We start from the raw sequence: 17,475 nt of genomic DNA, 5'->3' as shown, positions 1-17,475 counted from the left end.
TACTCCGTTAATACATAAACCACATTCAGCTGTTTTCACTTTTCGAAGAACACCTTCAGGAATTCTTCAAAAATAAAAAACGTTAATATCGTGTTGCTAATTTCAGTTGCTGATATTTGGCCCAGACCTTATGGGCATATTTCATCCTCTGCGGATAATTTTCTTTTTTCAGCCCAGCGTTATACGCGCCAACGGCTTCCCAGTTATAGCCATACACCCTGATCATCCCGGAGAGAATAGAAGCCCCGACCATGATCGACGTACACGGCTCCGTGATTAATCGGTATTCGTCGATGCCTCTGCTTTCCAGCGCGGAAAAATGCGAACTGTTGATTTGCATCAGCCCGACATCCCGCGTGCCATCGCGGTTTTGCCCAACCGCATACGGATTCATACCGGATTCCACATTCGCTATCGCGTACAGTAAATAAGGATCGACATGATAATAATGCGCCGCTTTATCCCAACAATTTGCCAGGGCGCTTTGGCTTATTATCAATAACAACAAAATCAACTTTTTCATTTTTACCTGCTGACAGTTTCGGTTATTTCTCCTTACCAACATCCTGTAAAATGAATTTTGAATGACTCCCCCTCTGAAGGGGGAGTCATTAATGGGTTAGATTATTTGCAATCTGTTGATGCGCCTTCTTTTACCCATACGTCGCTGTTGGCTGGGTTATCACCACGGGTCCACCATTTCGCACGGTAAACGTTACCTTCATAGGTGGTGGTGTCGCCGCCGTTGTACACCAGGTCAGAACGCCAGTTCATCTTCACGTTGCTCACCAGTTCCCATGCATCCACACCGAAGCCAGGCTGATTGCCCTGAGTCCAGTACTTCGCTTTCCACACCAGATGGTCGAAGCTTACGGTATCGCCACCGTTGTAGATTTTGCTGGATTCCCACGCCGCGTATTTGCTGGCGTTAGCATCCACAGGGGCATCGCAGCTTCCTTTGTCAGACGGAGGAGTCACATCATCAGCCGGAGGGGTAACGTCATCCGCCGGGTTAGTGTCTTCGTCAGCAGGTACCGGTGCAGGCGCCGCTTTCGGATTCACGGTAACCTGGACGTTAGACTGCACGCTGGTCTTACCGTCGCTCACCACCACGCTCAGGGTGTAGGTAGACGTCGAGCTCACTTCCGGCGCCGTGATATTCACGTTCGCGGAGTCAGTTCCGGTGGCGTGCATATCTGCTGGTACGCTCCAGGCGTAGGTCAGCGCATCACCGTCTGGGTCCGCGGCCTGGGCATGCAGCGCATAGGTTTCACCAGATTCAAGCGTGATCGCTTCCATTGGGTTTAAAACCGGTGCCTGGTTAGCTTTCGGCGCCTTGTTCACCACCTGGACATCAATCGCGTTGCTGAGGCCTTTTGCATCGGTCACCGTCAGGCGGAACGTCATGGTCTGGTCGGTGGTCGCGGCAGCAACGTTGAAGGTCGCTTTCGCTTTGGTGCTGTTGTTGATGGTGACAGACGGACCAGAGACCTGAGTCCATTTGTAGGTAATCGCATCGCCATCAGGATCGCTGGAAGCAGAGCCATCGAGCGTGACGGTTGCCGGGCCAGACACGTTCTGATCGGCAGAGGACGCGATTGGCGCGTGGTTGGTGACCACCGGATCAACCGGAGTCGAGTCGCCGCCCAGCAGGCTTTCGTTCATCGCATTCAGAATGTCGCCGGTATCAGAGTCGATAGACCACGCGAACAGACCGCCCAGTTTATTGGCCAGAACATACTTGCCTTTCGCCGTGGTTGAACGCGCATCTTCATACGAGATCAGGTCGCCGGTGGATTTGTTGAAGACATAAGGAGCTTCAGCGGTCGTGTCGTAGCCGTATTCCCAGCCCGGTTTGCCTTTGTATTCGTTCACGATCTGACGATAGTCAACCACGCCCGGTTCCCAGGTGCCTTTCACCATGCCAGTTGCCGTACCGGTGAATGGATTGTCACCGGTGTAGCCATGCACGCCGGTCCAGCCGCGGCCATACATGCCCGCACCCACCACGATCTTGCCTGGCTGTACGCCCTGCGCAAGCAGCGCGTTAACGCCGTTTTCAGTGGTGTAATCCGTGTCCGGACGCCATGCTGGCGCACGCAGCGCAGCCTGGTGGCCGAGAACGGTGTTGCTCCAGCCGCCGTAGAAGTCGTAGCTCATCAGGAAGATGTGGTCGAGATACTGCTGAGCCGTGGTGTAATCCACGTCTTCGATCTTATCGCGGCCTGCACCGATGGCGCTGGTCAGTTCATAGGTACGACCCGTCTGTGCAGACAGCTCGTTCAGCATGGTGCGCAGGTCGTGCATCAGTGCGGTATAGGTCGCTTTATCCTGCTGCGGGTTGCCGATGGTTTCGGTTACACCGCCACCGCCCGGGAATTCCCAGTCGATATCCACACCGTCAAAGAATTTCCACGTCTGGAGGAAATCTTTCACAGAAGAGACGAAGCGTGCGCGGATAGCCGGGTCGCCCATGTGGAAGAACGGATCGGAAAGCGTCCAGCCGCCGATAGATGGCAGCACTTTCAGGCCTGGATGCGCTTTTTTCAGCGCCATCAGCTGGCCAAAGTTACCTTTGTACGGGTCATCCCAGTTGGAGACGCCAGCCTGTGGTTTTTGCAGCGCAGCCCATGGGTCGTGGATCGCCACGGTAAAGTCAGGACGGCCCTTACAGTCGTTCTGAAGCACGCGGAAGCTGTTACCGCCTTCAATGGTTTTCAGGCCGTCGTTGATGCCGTCACCGCCACAGATTGGAATGAAGCCGTACAGAATGTGGTTGAGGTTTGCCGCAGGGATCTTATCAACCGGGAAGTTACGGTCGTAAACGCCCCATTCCGGGAAGTAGGCCGCAACCACTTTATCGGTATGCTTCGCGAACGCTTTGTTGTTCTCCTGGAGAGACGTATTCAGCGGCAGCAGGTGGCTACCGTCGGTGTCAGCCACAATAATCAGCTTACTGGCGCTTTTCGCACAGCCGCTGGCGTTACAGACTTCAACCTGTTCCTGATAACGCCCGCCTTTTTTCACTTTAAACGTTGCAGAGCCCGTCGCACCGGCTGCGCCGGTCCATACGGTCTGTCCGTCCAGCAGAACTTTCGCAGAAGTTGGCGCATCACCACTCCAGACGTTCCACTCAACTTTTACATCCACGCCATCGTTATGCACTTTGACAAGATTGTTATAATCCTGAGCAGCCTGATCGACTTCCACCAGGGCAAATTTGTCATTGCCATAGCCGATCGTCGGTGCACCTGGCGCTGCTGCAAATGCGGAGCTGGTTGCCGCCGCAATAAAGAGCGCCAGATATTTTGGCTTCATAAATTTCATTTTTATTTCCTGATAAATTTATTTATAACGTAGTAACCCATGTCTTCCGTGAGATCATGGATGCGTTTCGCGTAATGCGTATTTAACCAACGTGAGTGCCGTGAACAAAAAATTGTTGCTGCGTTGTATTCCTCCATTAAAAGATACAAGCCAAATCCCGTGTAGCTTATATCTCTTACGATACACTGAGCGTAAAGGATCGTCCTTTCCTTCCTCCATCAAAAAGATTTATAAAAAATCTTGACCTGTATATTTAAAATGTGAAAGCAATTTGCTGACTAATAAACACCCCTATTCCAGCAAAGGCGAGATAAGGACCAAAAGAAATAGTGAGGTTATTTTTATTTAAATTATTTACGGCGAAATAACCGACAATACCGCTTAACGCTGCCGCCAGTTCAATAGAGGGCAACGCCTGCCAGCCGCACCAGGCGCCCAGCGCCGCCAGTAGCTTAAAATCCCCGTAACCCAGACCTTCTCGTCCCGTGATCAGTCGAAAAGCCCAGTAGAGCAGCCAGAGCGACAGATAGCCCGCCACCGCGCCGAACAGCGCATCGCGTAGCGGCAACGTGTGGTCAAACGCATGGAGCACTAACCCCGCCCACAGCAGCGGCTGGGTCAGGCAGTCCGGAAGCAGCTGGTGCTGCCAGTCGATCATGGCCAGCGGCAGTAAAAAAGCCGCCAGTAACCACAAAGAGAACAGCGCCTGAACGTCCGGCATGCACCAGGCCGTGATGCCAAAAAACAAGGCGGAGATCAGTTCGACCAGAAAGAGTCGCAGCGGGATCGCGCTGCCGCACTGGTGGCAGCGCCCCCGTAATAAAAGCCAGCTGAGCAGCGGGATGTTTTCCCACGCCGCAAGCGTGTGCTGGCACACCGGACAGTGCGAGGCCGGAAAGAGCAGATTGCCATTGCCCTCCTCATCCATCACCATCCCCGGTACGCGCTCGGCGACAACGCCAAGAAAACTGCCCACAATGCCACCCAGGACCGCACTCATTATCGGGAACCCTACCGGGCAGGCGTCCCGTATCAGCGCGAAGGTATTCATGCGTTTTTTGACCAGGTGAGCTGCACCTGCGCTTTCACGTCGCTGAGGTGGTCAACCGGCGTGAGGTTTATTTTTTGCAGTCTCACACCAGAGGTCTGATTAATTTCGCGCAGCCAGCTTTTTAATTCATACACATTCACCCGATTCACCACGAACGATAAAGTTTGCCCCTCCTGGCGCACATCCGTCAGTGAAAGGTTAATTTCATGAGCGCTGTTCTCGACCACCGTACGCGGATTATCCGTTTTGACTAACTGGACCTGAAGATGATTTTTATCAATTTCACTGCGCATCCAGTTAAGCGTCTCTTTTTGTCTTTTAAGCGTCGATTTACTATTTTGAATCATATTATCCAAGGGGATCACTCCTGTGTAATACACCGCTGCCCCCACAATGGCAACGGCACATATTTTTAAAATAATTTTTTCCCGGGCGCTGTAATTCTGATAGCGCGCTTTCAGCTGCGCGATTCGCTCTTTCATTTATGTTTCCCTGCGATCATGGCGGTATACGGTTCGGTTGTTGAAACAGGCTGTAAGGTAAAATCAAAATTCTCACGGGTCTGGTTAACAAACGCCTGCAACGCGGGCTGGTTTTGCGCGCTGACGCTGAGCGTCAGGGTGTTTTGCTGCGCATCGTATTCCAGCAGATCGATCTCCATCGCAGGGACTGCCTGCCGGGCTTTCTCCAGCTCATCAAGCTGAAGAAAGAATCCCTTGCTCTGTTTTTTCAGGCTTTGACCAAAGTGATATTTGATATTGGTCTGCTGACGCATGCTGGGGAAATGGTGCTGATAAACCTGGACTATCTCCTCCTGCACCCGATTTTCCTGCTGCACCAGCATCCAGGCCATCGCAATGCGTGGCCCCAGCAGCAGACCAACAGACAGCACGCCCGCCGCCACCATCGCCGCTTTCATACTTTTCGCCGCCCGCCCATGACCGGCCTTAAGGCTGAATTCACCGTGAAGCAGGTTAACGCGACAGGTTTGCCACTGCGGCTGGATCAGCGCCAGCGGATGCTGCCAGGCATGCTGCACGTCAACGTGCACCTTCGCAGGCGCATCGCCGTAGCACCACACCTCCCCGACCCCGGCTTTCTGCATTAACAGCGGCAGCAGGGCTGCCTCCATTTCACCCGCCACATGGGGCGATAAACGCAGCCAGTAGCCATCATCCTGCGCGACCAGCGTGCTGCCCCCTGTCGTCACGGGCAGCAGCCAGGCATCAGGCAGGGCCTGAATCACGTTTAATCCGGCCTCCTGACAGCGGGTTAATGCCGCGCGCAGGCGGTCGGCGTCAATGGCCACGGCGTCGACGTCGGCGCCTTTTTTGTGGAGTACCGTCCAGTGGAGGTTGTCCACGTCGCCAATCAGCGTCTCTTCCGCCATCCACGAGAAGGCCATCGCCTGAGAAGCCATCTTTTTCGGCAGCGTAAAATGGCGGAAAATCATGTCGCTGGCGGGCAACAGGAGACAAACGCGCGTAGCCAGGGGGTGTTCGGCCAGCATCTCCAGGCTGTCGACCACCTCGACGCGCTCGCTGCCGGACTCACACCACATTATTTTCCCGCCCTCGCGGCTGTCGGGACGAACAAAAAGTACCTGTTTCATAACGTTCTACTTTTCTTATTCAATCATTCGGTAACGACGCTGCCACGTCACGATCTCACCGGCTTCGTTATTCACCTGAAGCTGGCTGACCACGCGAAGCGTTAATTCATCGGTATTGCCGGTGTAATTCACGCGGAAGTACCGGCTGTTTATAGAAAATTGATCCGCCACCTGCGGGAGATCGTCTTTTAACTGCGGGAAGGCCTGCTCCAGCGCTTTGCTGAACGCTTCCATATTTTCCCAGCCCGATTCCGGACGCGCATCCAACAGGCGAACGACGTCATCCCGCGTCAGTTTTCCGGGGAACATGGCCGCCAGCACGGCGGCCTGTTCCGGTTGCAGGGTGTTGACATCAACCTTGCTGGCAGCGTCCGGCAGCGCGCATAACAGCTTGCTCACCTTCGGATACGCCGTAACAGGGAACGCAGGCAGCAGTTTGATTTCCGCGATGCTGCGCATCATCTGATTTGCCGGTTGCCGCGCGGGCACGACGCCAGCCCACGCATCGCTTTCGGCCCCCTCCTTCGCCGTGGTGCTGTCACCATCGAGATAATCCACCAGCTGGAAATAGACCGCCTCCGCCGTGCCCGGGCTGAGGCCGCTTTCCGTCAGAAGTTGTTCAACAATCCGCGCTTTACGCGGTTTTTCCGCCACCGCGGGAGCGCTTTGCCCCTGGGGTGCGATGTCGGCGGTCAACAGGTTATTGACGTTAAAGCAGTCCTGCGCATCTTCCACCTGGCTCACGACCGTATAGTCCTCACCCTGCGTCTCCAGCGGCTGATGCCAGTCGCCGTCCAGGGCCAGCGGCTTGCTCTCGCCGCTGGCGTCGGTCTGTAACCGGTCCTTCACCACTTTTTCCTGGGTCTGCATCGCCCAGCGCAGCTGCTGCTGGCTTACCTGATAATGCGTTTTCTGCAAATTACGGCAGAACTGCTGGCTGATTTTGGCGGCCAGCGCCGACATCATCACCAGCAAAATCAGCACCACCAGCAGGGCGACGCCCTGTTGTTGACGGATCCGTTTCATGGTCTGGTCTCCGGCGAAGGCGCTGGCGCTGCGGCAGCGGCCACCTCCGGCATATCACCCGGTGTAGTGAACACCCAGCGCCAGGTATCCCCGCTTTCCATCGTCAACGTAACCTCCACGCCGTCCGGCAGATGGGCAGCGTCGTGCCAGGCTGTCTGCCAGCCCTGACGATAAAACCGCCACTGCAATGATTTTACGCCGCTGACAATGGGCACTTCGTCAGGCTTAACGTCCGCCGGAGCGTCAATGACCGGCCAGACGTCGCGATACAAACGCCCCTCTTCCAGCCGCCAGCGCACGCGCTCCAGCTGGACCGTTCCGCTCACGCCATTCAGGGTGGTCAGTTCAAGAGCATCGCCCTCCTGACGAAACAGCTCCGGCTCATTACGCGGGGCGCGCGCCTGAAGCTGGAAAAAATCACGCTCCATCAGACTCCAGGCGCGCTGAAGCTGGTTGAGCTTTGCGGCGCTGGCATCGGTGGCCGAGCTGGTACGCATCGCGCCGTCCAGAATTTGCCAGGCCAGGGTGCTGATCACCGCGAAGATAGTCAGCGCAATCATGATCTCCAGCAGGGTAAATCCGCGCTGGCGTCGCGTTTTCTTCACTTGCTCTCTCCCGGCGGAATGATGCGCAGGGAGATAACCGGCTGGCTCTCATCGCTTTCCGCATACACGCGTAGGGTATTCGCCCAGACGTTGTCGGCGGTTTTCACCCGCTGCTTACGCCAGTTCCAGCTGCGCCCGCCCATGATTTCCGTCCCCTGCTGTTCAGCATCCGGGAAGTCGGTTCGGGTGAGCTGTGCTTCCGCCAGCTGATTTTCCGCCACCCAACTGGCCTGCAAGGTATCGGCCAGGCCATGGGTAAAACGCACGTTCAGGGAGACCGAGTTCATCAGTGCCAGCGCGGCGGTGGAGAAAATCACCAGAGCGACCATCACCTCCAGCAGCGTCATCCCCTTTTGCTTTTTGTTGCCGTTAGCCATCGTTTTCTACCGATACCGGCGCCGCACCGTGCGACACCACGCGGAAATGGTGCTGTTTGTCGTAACTTTGCAGCGTCAGCGTAAAGCGGCTGATTTCACCGTCCGGTAAAAAGATCACCTGCGGCTCGGAGGTCACCGTCGCGGCCAGACGCTGCGGCGAAAGCGACACATGCATCTCTTCCGGAAAATCACCTTTGGTGTTAATGCGTCCGGCAGATAATGGCATCCAGTGCCGCTCGCCATTTTTATCGGCGATCGTCACCAGCTGATATTTATCGGTGGCGATCACCAGCCCGACAATATTTCCGTCCATCACCGCACGGTCTGAACCATAATCAACGAGCGCTTTTAATTGCTGGCCAAATATATCCGCGCCGCTGCGCGAAGGAATGGTGGACACCACCATCATGGCGCAGCTGGCAAATATCACCAGCGCCAGAATAATTTCCAGTAACGTAAAGCCGCGTTGATTTTTCATTATTTCTCTTTCTTATCCAGAGACCAGTTTGTAATGTCATCGGCGGTATTGGCTTCGCCGTCCGGACCGGCTGAGAAGACGTCCACCGCGCCGTGTTCACCCGGGCTCACCAGAAGATAATCATTGCCCCAGGGGTCCTGCGGCAGGCGACGGATATAGCCGTCCGTGCGGTAGCCGTTCGGGATTGGCGCGATTTCAGGTTTGGTCACCAGCGCCTGCAAACCCTGCTCTGTGGTCGGGTAGCGGTGGTTATCCAGCTTGTACATATCCAGCGAGCCTTCGAGCGCGACAATATCGCTGGTTGCTTTTTGCGTATCGGCTTTTTCCTTATTGCCCATTAAATTTGGCACCACCATACTCGCCAGTACGCCGAGAATAACAATGACCACCATTAATTCGAGCAATGTAAAGCCCGCCTGGCGAGCCAGGTTTTTACGTTTTAAAGCCATGATTTAACCTACCATATTATTAAGTTGCAGAAGCGGTTGTAATATTGACAGAACGATGAATAAAACAATCGTCGCCATGGATACCACCAGCGCCGGTTCAAAGACCGACAGCGTTAATGTAATTCGATGTTGTAAGGCCGATTCCTGATTTTCCGCCGCGCGATCCATTAAATTACCTAATTCCCCGCTCTCTTCACCGGAGGCAATCATATACAGCATGGTGGGCGGGAATAATTTCGCCTGTTCCAGCGCCGCATACAGCGACGCCCCCTGGCGCACGGTGTCGGCGGCCTGCTCCAGCACCTGCCGGGCATAGCGGTTTTCAATACCGTCCATCGCGATATACATTCCCTCCAGCAGCGGCACGCTACTGGCCTGCAAAATGCTCAGGGTACGGATATAGCGGGCACTGTTGATGGCGCAGACCAGCTTTTTAATCGGCGAGCCGTTCACCAGCCAGCTGTGCCAACGAAAACGGTTTTTGGCATTCCTCAGCCAGGTTTTGAAGCCGATAAAGCCGCCCCCCAGAATGCCCACAATATAAATGCCCCAGGCTTGCAGGAAATCACTGACCGCAATCAGCGTCCGGGTGGTGATCGGCAGCTGCTGCTTCATGTGGGTAAACTGCTCGATCACCTGCGGCACCACCGCCACCAGCAGGATGCTGATGACCGCGATGGCGACCACGGTGAGGGTTATCGGGTAGACCATTGCCTGCGTCAGCTTGCTTTTCATCTTCTGGCGCTGCTCGTTGTACTCCGCCAGCTTTTCCAGCACGTCGCCCAGGTGACCGGTTTTCTCCCCGGCCATCACCAGCGTGCAGTAAAGCTTGTCGAAGGTGCGCGGAAACTGGCTGAAGGCATCGAACAGGGTGTGGCCTTCCACCACCTTCTCGCGGATCTCCACCACCATCGCCGCCAGCTTTTTGTCTTCCGTCTGCTTCGAGATCGCTTTCAGCGCGCTCTCCAGCGGCAGCGCGGCGTTGACCAGCGTCGAAAGCTGACGGGTAAACATCGACAGCACCGGAGTGGAGAGCTTCACCCCGGTTTTCGCTTTCCCGCCAGCCGCCGTTTCGCGGGTTTCGGTGATGCTGACGGGCATCAGCTTTTGCTCGCGAAGCCACTGGCGAACCTGCTTCTGCCCCTCGGCCTGTAACGTCCCGCGCTGTGTTTTCCCCGCGGCATCCGTCGCCGTCCAGGCGTAGAAAGCCATTACGCATCCCCCCCACGTTCGGCGGTGACGCGCATGACCTCTTCCAGAGACGTCACGCCGCCGATCACCTTCAGCAGCCCGTTTTCACGCAGGCTGTAGGCCTGCTTAAAAAGCTGCGTTTCGAGGGACATTTCGTCCTTATCTTCATGGATGGCGCGGCGCATGGCGCTGTCCACCACCAGGAATTCATGGATACCGGCGCGGCCCTGATAGCCGCTCTGACGGCAGTGTTCGCCCCCCACCGCGCGGTAAATCGCGTCTGGCGGCGCGGCCATAAAGCTGAACAGCGCTTTTTCATTGGCGTCCAGCGGACTGGTGGTCCGGCAGTGCGTACACAGCCGACGCACCAGACGCTGGGCAATGACACCGAGCAGCGATGAACCGATTAAGAAGGACTCCAGCCCCATATCCCGCAGACGGGTTATCGCCCCTGCGGCACTGTTGGTGTGTAGCGTCGACATCACCAGGTGACCGGTCAGCGACGCCTGCACCGCAATCTGGGCGGTCTCACCGTCGCGAATTTCCCCGATCATCACCACGTCCGGGTCCTGACGCAGAATGGCGCGCAGCCCGCGGGCAAAGGTCATGTCCACGCGCGGGTTAACCTGCGTCTGCCCCACCCCTTCCAGCTCGTACTCAATCGGATCTTCCACGGTCAGAATGTTGCGTTCGTGGCCGTTCAGCGCCGAAAGAATGGCGTACAGCGTGGTACTTTTACCGGAACCCGTCGGGCCGGTAACGAGGATGATCCCGTGCGGGCGGTCGATCAGCCCTTTCAGCTTCTCCAGCTCTTCATCAATCAGCCCCAGCTTGTTGATGTCGGGCTTGAGATTGCTTTTATCGAGCAGGCGCATCACCACGCGCTCGCCGTACTGGGACGGAATGGTCGAGACGCGCACGTCGATAGCCTTGCGACCGATGCGCAGGGAGATACGGCCATCCTGCGGGAGGCGTTTCTCGGCGATGTCGAGTTTCGACATCACCTTGATACGCGACACCAGCAGCGGGGCGAGCTTACGCGCCGGTTGCAGCACCGGGCGCAGCACGCCGTCAACGCGAAAGCGTATGTTCAGGGTGCGCTCGAAGGTTTCGATATGAATATCCGACGCGCCGTCCTTCACCGCCTCGCCGAGAATGGCGTTGATCAGGCGGATCACCGGCGAGTTTTCGTCGTTATCGAGCAGATCTTCGTTATCCGGGATCTCCTCGGTTAACGCCATCAGATCGATATCCGCGTCCATGTCGTCCACCAGCTGCTGCGACACGCCGCTGCTCTGCTGCCAGATTTTGGCCAGCATCTCGTCAAACGCTTCCGGCGCCAGGGTAACCGGGACAAACGCGCGTCCCAGCACCCGGCGCACCTCCAGCAGCGCTAACGCCGGGGTGTCCTCACGGATATAGACGTCATTGTTGTAAAGCAGAACGCCGTTTTCTTTTGCGTAGTTGCTGCTACACAGGGTTTTAGTCAGTTCGTCCACGTTTCCCCCCGCCTTACTCTTTAAACGGATTGCGTGCCGCGTGGGTTTTCACGGGTGCAGTGCTGGCGGCAGGAAACGCTGGCAGTACGGCGTTGTCGCTCGGCTCGACAATACCGAGCTTTTTCTCTTCCACGCGCTGCATCTGGCGCACCCGGATCTGATCATATTTCTCTTTCGAGGCTGCGCTGTAGTTGTCGTCGTCACGCAGGACGGTGGTATGAATAAACACCATCAGGTTGCGTTTGGAAGTATCCTGCGAGGTGTAGCGGAACAGCTGCCCGACCAGCGGGATATCGCCGAGCAGCGGCACTTTGGAGACCGACTGTTTGGTCACATTTTCCATCAGGCCGCCGAGCACCACCGTCTGGCCACTGTGGACCATCACTTCGTTATTGATCGTGCGCGTGTTGAAGGTTGGGCCGAGGCTGGAATCTTCCGTTGCGCTGTTGTCGACGCTGGATACTTCCTGCTCAATCTTCAGGTGGATCATGTCGCCATCGTTGATTTGCGGCACAATCTTCAGCTTGGTCCCCACGGTTTTACGCTCAACCGAGTTAAAGACGTTGTCGCCGCTGGTGGTTTGCGAACCGGAAAGCACCGGCACATCCTGACCGACGTTGAACGACGCTTCTTTATTATCCAGCGTGACCACGCTTGGCGTGGAGAGGATGTCGTTTTTACCGTCGGTGGAGAGCGCGGTCACCAGCGCACCGAAATCACCGTTAAAGAAGCCGGTCGCAAGGCCCGTGAAGCTCGCCCCTTTCATGGTGCCATTTTTAATCTGGCTGATTGGCAGGCCGGTAGCGCCAAACTGCACGCCGCCGTGCTTGCTGGTCCACTGCACGCCAAGATCCAGGCCGTTGCCGTCCTGCACTTCGGCAATGATCGCTTCCACCAGCACCTGCGGACGGCGAATATCCAGCTTGTCGATCACCTTCTCCAGGGAGTTCATCACGTTAGGCTGCGCGGTGATCACCAGGGAGTTGGTCGACTCGTCGGCGGTAATATTCAGGTCGGTTGAGGCGCTCGCGGTTTTCGCTTTGGCCGCGCCCGGCTTGTCTTTCAGCTGCTCGCCAATCCCCGTCAGCACCGGTACCACTTTGGTGGCGCTGGCATATTTGAGGTAGAAGACGCGGGTGTTCCCCTCGTTATTCTGCTCGCGATCCAGCTGATGGATAAGGGAACGGGTACGCGCGCGCGCATCTTCCGAGCCGCTGATCACCAGGCTATTGGTTTCGTCATCCGCCACCACCTTAGTCGCCAGCTGCGGCGCATTCTGCCCCTTCTGCTCTTCGTTGTTGAGGTTATTCAACATATCCGAAAGCTCTTTGGCAGAGGCAAAGCGCAGCGGGATGATTTCGCGGCGCTGAATACCGTCTTTATCGACGCGCTGAACCAGATCCACCAGGCGGTTCACCACCGAGGCTTTACCGGTTAACAGCAGGACGTTGGACGGCTCAAAGTGGACCACATTCCCGATGCCGGTGGCATCGTTGAGCTGACGCAGCAGCGGGGCCAGCTCGCGAACGGGTACGTTTTCCATACGCACCACGCGGGTGATAATCTCGTCACCTTTGCCCGGGTTCTTGCTGTCTGCCAGCGGCGCACCGGCGGTACGCGCTACGCTTGAGCGCACCACTTTGACCATGCCGTTGTCCATCGGGATCACCGACAGGCCGTAGAGATCCAGCACGCTCAGGAAGAACTGGTAATACTCATCCTCCGTCAGCACGTTGTAGGTTCTGACCGAGACGGTTCCCTGGACGGACGGATCGACCAGAATAGTTTTGTTGAGATTGCGACCTACCGTATCGATAAACTCGCGAATATCAGTATTTTTAAAACTTGCGCTAAAGTTAGCTGCAAGCAGCGAACTGGAATATAACGACAATGCGGTCAGCGCCACGCACGCCCAGGGAAATTTTTTCATGTCTGCACACTTATTAATTGTTTAGAACATTAACCCGAATATTTTCAAGGTGAGCGTGACGTCGTACGATGACCTCCGCTTCTTTCATTTTCGACCAGTTGGCAATAATGCTTTTCGCTTTTGCTTCATCGGTCATATCGACAGAGTTAACCTGAATCGCCACATCGCCTTTTTCCAGACCTGACTGACTGTAAAAGGCGGAGGCATTCCTTGGGTTTATCCTGTAGCCTTCCAGTCGGCCTTTTTCAATGATGGGTTTTAACACCAGATAATCATCAAGATGCACACTCTCTGCGCCAGCATCTTTCGTCGATTTTGTAACCGGGCCGCTCTCCACGCCCCCCTTAAAATAGTCCGGTTTATTTAACGCCAGTACCTGCGTAGCACCTTCATAATTAACCACCACATTATCTTTGTTTATTTCCTGAATAAATGCGTCGTTAAACCCGGCGAGCGGTTCACCCTCGCGGTAGCTTCGCTGGCCGCCCGGGGTTTTGATGACAGCGAAGGAGAGCCAGGCGTCATCACTGCGCACAATGCCTTCAATCTCCGCCGCCAGCGGGGGTTTTGCCGCAGCCGATAAATTCTCCTGACGGACGGCAGCCGTAAAAAGCGTGAAGGGTTTGTCTTCGCGCGTTTTTTTCAGCGGCTGTAGGTCAGAATTAGCAAACTTATTCATAACTTTTTTATAATCTTTAAAGGTGAGATAGCCTTGCTGGCCACAAAAAATGAGCAGCAAAAACATAATACAAGGCGTTATCCACCGTGACAGAAATGAGAACCTCATTTTTTATCCGGCCTATAGCAAAGCAAAAATAAGCAGCGTCATACTGCGCCAATATGGAGGAAAATAGTAATAAGCTGTTGCAAACGCGACCACTGACTTCGCCACCAACTTTCATAAAGAAAAATATTGACCGTATAAATTCCAGATGTTAGGCGCAGCCGGCTGGATATTTTTACTCTGTCTGCAAATTGACCGCTCAGGGGCATTACCTTACTTTCTGCTGCTGTTGCTATTCCTAATCAGAGACGGTAAGTCGTTATGTATCAGAGCCACTTTAATTTTAAAAATCCGCCATTCAGGACAATCACCCGTTTATCCGGTGATTTTCTGGTGCCTTATCATCAGGACGTGTTCAACCTGCTGAAAGAGAAAACCCAGCTGGCGGGAATTATCGGGCTTTTTTGCGACGACGCTCCGCTTCTGGGTCTGTTCATCGACGCGCTGAAAGCCAGCAACCATACCGTTCTTGCCATCAACGCGTTTCCCAAACTGAGTGCCAGTAGCCTGCTGTACAAACTCAACCCGGGAACGAAAGCGATTAAAGATCGCATGCAGGCGGTGGATGCCGTCCTGCGCCAGTGGCAGGAGGGGAAAGCGAAATCCAGAGTAGTGACGATCGCCCATGCCGAAGCCATGAAGGAGAGCTGCCGTGAAGTCCTGGGAACGCTGCTCACGCGCGCCCAGGAGCTGAACTTCCGGCTCGCCGTGGTACTGACGGGCAATGCGGATCAGGAGATCCTGCTAAAGCAACCTGAACTGCGCGAATATACGCACACGCATCATGCCCTGCGCCCCCTGACCTGCCGCGAATACCTGAGCTATGTACAGGCCCAGTGCGAAGAACACGGCTGCGAAAACTCGCCGTTGCCGCCTGCCCGCGTGCGCAAAATGCACACGCTAACCAAAGGCAACATCAGCAAACTGAACGCGCTGGCGCACCTGTCAATGCTCGCCGCCTGGACGGAACGCGCGGCCCAGGTCAGCCCACGTCATTTACGTCTGGCGGCGGGAGAGATCCTGCCCGCCCAAAAACACGGTAAGCGCCTGGCGACCGTGGGGCTGTTTGCGTCCGTGCTGTTTGCCGCCTGCGGCTGGTATTTGACCTCATCGATCGGTGCACGCCTGCCGATCCAGCTGCCGGTGCCCGTCAGCTGGAAACAGCAATCGCTAAAAGTCGAAGCGCCCGTAGTGCCGGTTATCGACAACGAAATAGTTAATCAGCCGGATGCGATGCATCAGCTGTATCTCATGTGGGGGTATGACGCCTCGGCCGAAGATGCGCTGTGCCAGAACGCCGCCAAAGTGAACCTGATGTGTAAACAGGGGAACGCGTCGCCGGAGACGCTGGCGCAGGAAGGGTATCCGTGGGTCAGTGAACTGAAAACCAGCGGCCATCTTAACTATGCGGTGATCGCCAGGGTCGGGAACACGTCCATTGACCTGTTAATGAATAACCGGACCTGGCAGGTGAGCCGCAGCTGGTTTAACCGGCACGCGACCGGCAACTTCACCCAGCTGCACCGCCTGACACCGGAAGGTAAAGACGCGATCGGCGCGGCCAGCGACAGCAAAGATATGGCCTGGCTGGATCAGCAATTAAGCCTGGCGCTGAGCCAGCCCGAAACGCATGCCCGGATCTGGACCACAGAGATGATGAAACGCACCCGCGAGTTCCAGCAAAAAATGCATCTGCACGTGGATGGCATCCCCGGCGAAGATACGCTGATGCAGCTGATGCGCGTGACCAACAGCACGCCGGGCGTACTGATTCAGACCACCCGCACCACCCCGGACGCGAAAATGCAGGAGAAGAAAGCCTAATGTCGACCATCTGCCTTGCGGCCCAGCGCAGCTATACAACCGGGGAAGCGGTCTGGTTTTCGTACCGTCTCCCCAGCCTGAAAAACGTATTCGGCAAAACAGCGTTATGGCTGGTCGGGATTTGCGTCATGCTGGTTGTCGGCCTGTATATGCACGTCTACTGGAACCTGCACCACCCGGCGCCTGAACCGGTCAACGCCAGCGTTGCGAAACCGGAAACGCAGCTTTCGGATATGCATTACGTGTACGTGAGTAAACCGTTCCCGCATCCGCAACCTAAAGCTGCGCCAGTGCCAGTTGATGTTCCATCGATGCAGGATCTGCCGATCAACAGTGATGATGGCGACTGGCAGCAAGCGCCCGACGGCGCAGTGCCACACGACGCCTCGCGGGATACCTTACCCGGGACCGAAGCGCATGAGCACGATAACGCTCCCGCCAGCACGGGCAGTGAAGAGTCATCATTAACGGAATTATTTAAGCAGGCGCTAAAAGAGCAGGAGCAGGATTATTCTCAAGGAAAAATTCCCGCGCCGCCGGTTGACGAAACGCAGGATAATTCACAAGCCAGTGTAAAAAACAGTGGAAATAGCCGTTCTCCTTTCAGTGAAAAAGGAGACGGCGGGAGCAGGTATTAATATTTTTCAGGCAGTGCGGTAAGGTTAAGCAGTCGACCTTTTTCCACCACAATATATTGACCCTTTTTCAGATCGGAGAGGATTTTAATAATAGTGCTACGTGCCAGGTTAGTGTATTCCTGAATGTAATCATAAACGTTAATATCACGCTGTTGTTGAACAATCAGGTCGTTAATCTCATATAAAAATTCGCGGACAACGGAATACGCACTGCGGGCAACCAGAACATCATCACGTTTGCTCAGCATGCAGATGTACCAGGAAAGGACTTTGGTCAGTTCTGGCCACAGATTTTTTTCGGTCATCAGCTGGGCGAAGACCTCTTTCTTGATCGAGCGAACAACCGTATTCGTCCGAACAAGGCCGTACATATGGGTGGCGCTGTAATACATTGACGACAGGCCGAAAATGCATTGCCCGGTGACGGTGAACATGCACAGTTCGTCAGATTCACGTCGAAATTCGACTTCACCGCTGACGATAATATGAATATAGTCGGAATCAGAAGTGGAAATTTTCTGCCATTTTTTTAACGTTCTTTCTTCAACGCCTGAGGTTGCAGAAATGATCTTTTCCATTTCATGTTGCGGACGTAATTTTTTTCCATAGATGCTTAACATTGTTATACCCGATTTAAGATGTGATTTTTAAAAAGCATGGCCACGGTGTTGTTACCGAGCCATA

The 17,475-nt window shown here is 55.2% G+C and carries 17 protein-coding genes; 2 read left to right on the top strand and 15 right to left on the bottom strand.

The genetic code is table 11. The features are described from left to right. Window positions 1–82: 82 nt before the first annotated feature. From iagB to gspC, 14 genes are all read right to left on the bottom strand, one after another. Window positions 83–523, bottom strand: coding sequence for a type III secretion system invasion protein IagB (gene iagB, locus LOC22_RS18020; protein WP_230239100.1), 441 nt, complete (start codon window positions 521–523; stop codon window positions 83–85). Window positions 524–624: 101 nt separating this feature from the next. Then, entirely contained in the window at window positions 625–3,327 is a 2,703-nt protein-coding gene (locus LOC22_RS18015; protein ID WP_063848922.1) for a glycosyl hydrolase family 18 protein, read from the bottom strand. Window positions 3,328–3,580: 253 nt separating this feature from the next. After that, window positions 3,581–4,378 carry a prepilin peptidase gene (locus LOC22_RS18010; RefSeq protein ID WP_230239099.1) on the bottom strand — a complete coding sequence of 266 codons (798 nt, stop codon included), beginning with the start codon at window positions 4,376–4,378 and terminating at the stop codon, window positions 3,581–3,583. Further along, window positions 4,375–4,860: a type II secretion system protein GspM gene (gene gspM, locus LOC22_RS18005; protein ID WP_047718677.1), complete on the bottom strand. Its 486-nt coding sequence runs from the start codon at window positions 4,858–4,860 to the stop codon at window positions 4,375–4,377. Before gspM ends, LOC22_RS18010 begins: the two co-directional genes overlap by 4 nt. Beyond that, window positions 4,857–5,990, bottom strand: coding sequence for a type II secretion system protein GspL (gene gspL / locus LOC22_RS18000; RefSeq protein ID WP_230239098.1), 1,134 nt, complete (start codon window positions 5,988–5,990; stop codon window positions 4,857–4,859). The genes gspM and gspL overlap by 4 nt, the downstream gene beginning before the upstream one ends. Window positions 5,991–6,005: 15 nt before the next feature. Beyond that, window positions 6,006–7,016, bottom strand: coding sequence for a type II secretion system minor pseudopilin GspK (gene gspK, locus LOC22_RS17995; protein WP_023296203.1), 1,011 nt, complete (start codon window positions 7,014–7,016; stop codon window positions 6,006–6,008). Beyond that, window positions 7,013–7,621: a type II secretion system minor pseudopilin GspJ gene (gspJ, locus tag LOC22_RS17990; protein ID WP_023296202.1), complete on the bottom strand. Its 609-nt coding sequence runs from the start codon at window positions 7,619–7,621 to the stop codon at window positions 7,013–7,015. Before gspJ ends, gspK begins: the two co-directional genes overlap by 4 nt. Then, window positions 7,618–7,998, bottom strand: a complete 381-nt coding sequence (gene gspI / locus LOC22_RS17985; protein ID WP_015571001.1) for a type II secretion system minor pseudopilin GspI — start codon at window positions 7,996–7,998, stop codon at window positions 7,618–7,620. Before gspI ends, gspJ begins: the two co-directional genes overlap by 4 nt. Further along, window positions 7,991–8,476 (bottom strand): type II secretion system minor pseudopilin GspH, encoded by a 486-nt coding sequence (gspH, locus tag LOC22_RS17980; protein ID WP_023296201.1) that lies wholly within the window; start codon window positions 8,474–8,476, stop codon window positions 7,991–7,993. The genes gspI and gspH overlap by 8 nt, the downstream gene beginning before the upstream one ends. Next, on the bottom strand, window positions 8,476–8,925 hold the full coding sequence (gene gspG / locus LOC22_RS17975; RefSeq protein WP_003858352.1) for a type II secretion system major pseudopilin GspG: 450 nt from the start codon (window positions 8,923–8,925) through the stop codon (window positions 8,476–8,478). The genes gspH and gspG overlap by 1 nt, the downstream gene beginning before the upstream one ends. A gap of 3 nt (window positions 8,926–8,928) precedes the next feature. Next, a complete protein-coding gene (gene gspF / locus LOC22_RS17970) occupies window positions 8,929–10,137 on the bottom strand; it encodes a type II secretion system inner membrane protein GspF (RefSeq protein ID WP_017384864.1) in 1,209 nt (402 codons plus the stop codon). Further along, window positions 10,137–11,615 carry a type II secretion system ATPase GspE gene (gene gspE, locus LOC22_RS17965; RefSeq protein ID WP_319023526.1) on the bottom strand — a complete coding sequence of 493 codons (1,479 nt, stop codon included), beginning with the start codon at window positions 11,613–11,615 and terminating at the stop codon, window positions 10,137–10,139. Before gspE ends, gspF begins: the two co-directional genes overlap by 1 nt. A gap of 13 nt (window positions 11,616–11,628) precedes the next feature. Next, window positions 11,629–13,545 (bottom strand): type II secretion system secretin GspD, encoded by a 1,917-nt coding sequence (gspD, locus tag LOC22_RS17960; protein ID WP_015571003.1) that lies wholly within the window; start codon window positions 13,543–13,545, stop codon window positions 11,629–11,631. 13 nt (window positions 13,546–13,558) lie between these two features. Then, window positions 13,559–14,290, bottom strand: a complete 732-nt coding sequence (gene gspC, locus LOC22_RS17955) for a type II secretion system protein GspC (protein WP_017693723.1) — start codon at window positions 14,288–14,290, stop codon at window positions 13,559–13,561. A gap of 300 nt (window positions 14,291–14,590) precedes the next feature. On the opposite strand from gspC, the gene LOC22_RS17950 reads away from it, so the two are divergent. Continuing rightward, window positions 14,591–16,153 (top strand): ExeA family protein, encoded by a 1,563-nt coding sequence (locus tag LOC22_RS17950; RefSeq protein WP_032103424.1) that lies wholly within the window; start codon window positions 14,591–14,593, stop codon window positions 16,151–16,153. Next, window positions 16,153–16,791, top strand: a complete 639-nt coding sequence (locus LOC22_RS17945; protein WP_015571004.1) for a hypothetical protein — start codon at window positions 16,153–16,155, stop codon at window positions 16,789–16,791. Before LOC22_RS17950 ends, LOC22_RS17945 begins: the two co-directional genes overlap by 1 nt. On the opposite strand, the gene LOC22_RS17940 is transcribed toward LOC22_RS17945, so the two are convergent. Continuing rightward, window positions 16,788–17,411, bottom strand: a complete 624-nt coding sequence (locus LOC22_RS17940) for a helix-turn-helix domain-containing protein (protein ID WP_015571005.1) — start codon at window positions 17,409–17,411, stop codon at window positions 16,788–16,790. The two genes, LOC22_RS17945 and LOC22_RS17940, sit on opposite strands and share 4 nt — an antisense overlap. Between the last annotated feature and the right edge of the window lie 64 nt (window positions 17,412–17,475).

This window comes from Enterobacter sp. AN-K1, assembly GCF_020971765.1.
Lineage (GTDB): Bacteria > Pseudomonadota > Gammaproteobacteria > Enterobacterales > Enterobacteriaceae > Enterobacter > Enterobacter hormaechei_C.
This window is presented reverse-complemented; position numbering and strand designations above follow the sequence as displayed.

Excerpts from the sequence above, each read along its gene's own strand:
- LOC22_RS17945 (WP_015571004.1), top strand. The coding sequence starts at position 16,153 with ATGTCGACCATCTGCCTTGCGGCCCAGCGCAGCTATACAACCGGGGAA.
- gspH (WP_023296201.1), bottom strand. The coding sequence starts at position 8,476 with ATGAAAAATCAACGCGGCTTTACGTTACTGGAAATTATTCTGGCGCTG.
- gspF (WP_017384864.1), bottom strand. The coding sequence starts at position 10,137 with ATGGCTTTCTACGCCTGGACGGCGACGGATGCCGCGGGGAAAACACAG.
- LOC22_RS17950 (WP_032103424.1), top strand. The coding sequence starts at position 14,591 with ATGTATCAGAGCCACTTTAATTTTAAAAATCCGCCATTCAGGACAATC.
- LOC22_RS18010 (WP_230239099.1), bottom strand. The coding sequence starts at position 4,378 with ATGAATACCTTCGCGCTGATACGGGACGCCTGCCCGGTAGGGTTCCCG.
- gspC (WP_017693723.1), bottom strand. The coding sequence starts at position 14,290 with ATGTTTTTGCTGCTCATTTTTTGTGGCCAGCAAGGCTATCTCACCTTT.
- gspK (WP_023296203.1), bottom strand. The coding sequence starts at position 7,016 with ATGAAACGGATCCGTCAACAACAGGGCGTCGCCCTGCTGGTGGTGCTG.
- LOC22_RS17940 (WP_015571005.1), bottom strand. The coding sequence starts at position 17,411 with ATGTTAAGCATCTATGGAAAAAAATTACGTCCGCAACATGAAATGGAA.
- gspL (WP_230239098.1), bottom strand. The coding sequence starts at position 5,990 with ATGAAACAGGTACTTTTTGTTCGTCCCGACAGCCGCGAGGGCGGGAAA.
- gspG (WP_003858352.1), bottom strand. The coding sequence starts at position 8,925 with ATGGCTTTAAAACGTAAAAACCTGGCTCGCCAGGCGGGCTTTACATTG.
- gspI (WP_015571001.1), bottom strand. The coding sequence starts at position 7,998 with ATGGCTAACGGCAACAAAAAGCAAAAGGGGATGACGCTGCTGGAGGTG.
- iagB (WP_230239100.1), bottom strand. The coding sequence starts at position 523 with ATGAAAAAGTTGATTTTGTTGTTATTGATAATAAGCCAAAGCGCCCTG.
- LOC22_RS18015 (WP_063848922.1), bottom strand. The coding sequence starts at position 3,327 with ATGAAATTTATGAAGCCAAAATATCTGGCGCTCTTTATTGCGGCGGCA.
- gspM (WP_047718677.1), bottom strand. The coding sequence starts at position 4,860 with ATGAAAGAGCGAATCGCGCAGCTGAAAGCGCGCTATCAGAATTACAGC.
- gspD (WP_015571003.1), bottom strand. The coding sequence starts at position 13,545 with ATGAAAAAATTTCCCTGGGCGTGCGTGGCGCTGACCGCATTGTCGTTA.